Here is a 2,354-nt window from a genome sequence, read left to right as displayed (position 1 = left end):
TGGAAAATCCGATCCTGGTGATTCCCTTCCCCTGCTGTTTTTTCGATCATCCATGAATTTTTCTTTGCAGGCTGCCCATTTTTTATCCACGATCGGATTTTCCGATCCTGGTATAAACCCAGTATTTATGCGGGTTCCGTGATCCTCCTCTTTTTCCTCCAGGGGTTCTGTTCCCGGTCCTTCCGGCTCTTCCTGCTCCTCTATCACTTCTGTCCCCGGCGCTTCTATCGCTGCCCTCTCCAGCTCCGGGATCTCCATATCAGGACTTTCACGGAAGATATACTCCGTGCAGAGTATCCGCCCCCTGTCATTCCGGATCTGCCGCCTGACCAGATATCCCTCAGCCTCCAGTTCGCTGAGGCCTGTCCGGACACTCTCGTATCCATCCCTGCAGTAGGCTGCCAGCCCCTTGACACTGTATTTCCAGTCGTCCGGAAGGGACAGCACCTTAGACATCAGGCCCATGGCCTTTAACGAAAGGTTCGGGTTCTGAAGGTGATGGTTGCTCATCACTGTATAATTTTTGCTCTTTATCGCACGGAATATCTCTGCCATAATATACTTCCTTTCCTGTCCCTCTTTTAGTCCCTACAATCGACGATCAGATCTTCCTGTCTTTCATACTTCTGACTTATGCAGCCATGTGGCATCCAGTTCACGGGGAAATTCCCTGACGCTCCCATCTGTCCCATATACATGTACAGTCAGATGGGAGAAAGATACCTCGGAGATTACGAGCCATTCTTCTTTTTTGGCGTCCCACACTGGGAGCCCTATGTGATCTATCAGTTCATCAATCTGTAATCCCAAAACCTAATCCTCCCTGATCATATTCTAACTTTCCAGCAAATGATCACCTCTTATCTTTTTTCATCGGAATGGCAGCTCTTCGTCAATGTTATCTGGGATGTCCAGCGGACCATCCCCAGCAGGTGCCGGCCCTTCTGCCGGCGGCTGCCCCTCCTGCGCACGTCTGCTCTCAGCAAACTCCTGTTCCTCTACAACGATATCCGTCGTATATACCTTTTTCCCTTCCCGGTTCACGTAACTTCCAGTCTGGATCCTGCCACTTACGGCTATCCGGGTGCCCTGGCGGAAGTATTTCTCTGCAAATTCCGCCTTTTTATCAAAGCAAACACAGCTGATAAAGTCCGCAGTGGCATCCCCTTCCCTTTTATACTTTCGGTCTACTGCCAGGGTGTAACGTCCGACCGCCATACCCTTTTCCCCTGCAGATATTCGGATATCCGGATCCCTGGTCAGTCTTCCCATGAGTATCACTTTATTCACGATCAAAAACCTCCTTCTATTTGTAGGTACACCCTGTTTCCCGTTCTTTTATGGATATTCTTCCAACAACTTCATATCCCATGAAGTCCAGGAAAAGCTTTATCAAAAAGATGGCCCGGCCTGCCCTCTTCCTCCTGATCCAGGCAAGACGCTCACGCTCCCGGTCCACGCGGAAGACAGCTACCGCTTCCGGGATATTGGTGTATCCTTCATTGTTTTTTACATCCATGCTCCTTCCCCCTTTCACTGTGGGATCTCTTGATTCAGTAAAGCAGCATGATCCCTTTCTCATACAGCCTTTTACTGACAGCCTGTATTACCTCTGGCTCATAGTTTTCCGGCTCTGCTTCAAATGCCCGTAACACATACAGCAGATCTCCAGTCTCATATCCGTTTATTGCCTTTATCTTCTCATTTAACGGGCTCTCTGCCTGTCTTGATACCTGAAATGCTCTCATCCTTGTTCACCTCTCCATTCCTCTGCAGAGCCATTCAAACCCTTTTGCGTTCGCATGGATATCTGTGTTAAAAATAATGTTCTCTCCTTTCAGATCCCCATAATTCTTGAACACCAGGGAACCGCCGCAGCAGAAAAGGCATTTCTGGAATCTCAGGTTGATCCCCTTCTGCTCCAGTTCAGCAAGCACCTTTTTTGTATATTCACGGATAAGCTCCTGCGTGGCCGCTGCAAGCTCCTCCGGGAGATCTCCGGTCCGAAGCTGCAGCACCTCCTGGATACTGTAATCATCAAGCTCCATGTTATACTGCATCCGGAAATACTTCTGGATATCGTCAATGCAGGTGAGGATCCCCACCGGCAGGCTGATGCACTTTGACAGGACGGGCTTTTTATTGATGACCTGCAGAATGTCGATTGTTCCGCTTCCCACATCAATGACATTGACCCTGCCGTCATAGGATGCGATCTGGGGGGCTATCACCGCATATCCCTGTGGAAAGATGACCACCTTTTTGATCCTGATATGGTAATCCTTCCCGGAATACCAGAAGTGCACCTCCTTCTTCTGGCTGAGATAAGTCTTGAAGGCATCCTTCTGTTTCCC

4 protein-coding genes and 2 pseudogenes are annotated in these 2,354 nt (G+C 49.3%); all 6 read right to left on the bottom strand.

Going from position 1 to position 2,354, the window contains the following annotated elements:
• Positions 1 to 555 (bottom strand): annotated as a pseudogene (locus WMO65_RS26025) (hypothetical protein); the annotation flags it as partial.
• Positions 556 to 618: 63 nt separating this feature from the next.
• Complete coding sequence (locus tag WMO65_RS26020; protein WP_349064841.1) at positions 619 to 810, bottom strand: hypothetical protein; 192 nt, start codon at positions 808 to 810, stop codon at positions 619 to 621.
• 60 nt (positions 811 to 870) lie between these two features.
• The gene (locus tag WMO65_RS26015) at positions 871 to 1,290 is read right to left on the bottom strand and encodes a single-stranded DNA-binding protein (protein WP_349064839.1); all 420 of its coding nucleotides are present in this window, start codon (positions 1,288 to 1,290) and stop codon (positions 871 to 873) included.
• 16 nt (positions 1,291 to 1,306) lie between these two features.
• The gene (locus WMO65_RS26010) at positions 1,307 to 1,519 is read right to left on the bottom strand and encodes a hypothetical protein (RefSeq protein WP_227211493.1); all 213 of its coding nucleotides are present in this window, start codon (positions 1,517 to 1,519) and stop codon (positions 1,307 to 1,309) included.
• 34 nt (positions 1,520 to 1,553) lie between these two features.
• Positions 1,554 to 1,748, bottom strand: a complete 195-nt coding sequence (locus WMO65_RS26005) for a hypothetical protein (protein ID WP_118594186.1) — start codon at positions 1,746 to 1,748, stop codon at positions 1,554 to 1,556.
• A 6-nt stretch (positions 1,749 to 1,754) separates the two neighbouring features.
• A pseudogene (locus tag WMO65_RS26000) lies at positions 1,755 to 2,354 on the bottom strand (hypothetical protein); the annotation flags it as partial.

Origin of the sequence: Blautia caccae, assembly GCF_040095955.1 — a bacterium.
Lineage (GTDB): Bacteria > Bacillota > Clostridia > Lachnospirales > Lachnospiraceae > Blautia > Blautia celeris.
This window is presented reverse-complemented; position numbering and strand designations above follow the sequence as displayed.

Coding starts and splice junctions, on each gene's coding strand:
- WMO65_RS26010 (WP_227211493.1), bottom strand. CDS start 1,519: ATGGATGTAAAAAACAATGAAGGATACACCAATATCCCGGAAGCGGTA.
- WMO65_RS26005 (WP_118594186.1), bottom strand. CDS start 1,748: ATGAGAGCATTTCAGGTATCAAGACAGGCAGAGAGCCCGTTAAATGAG.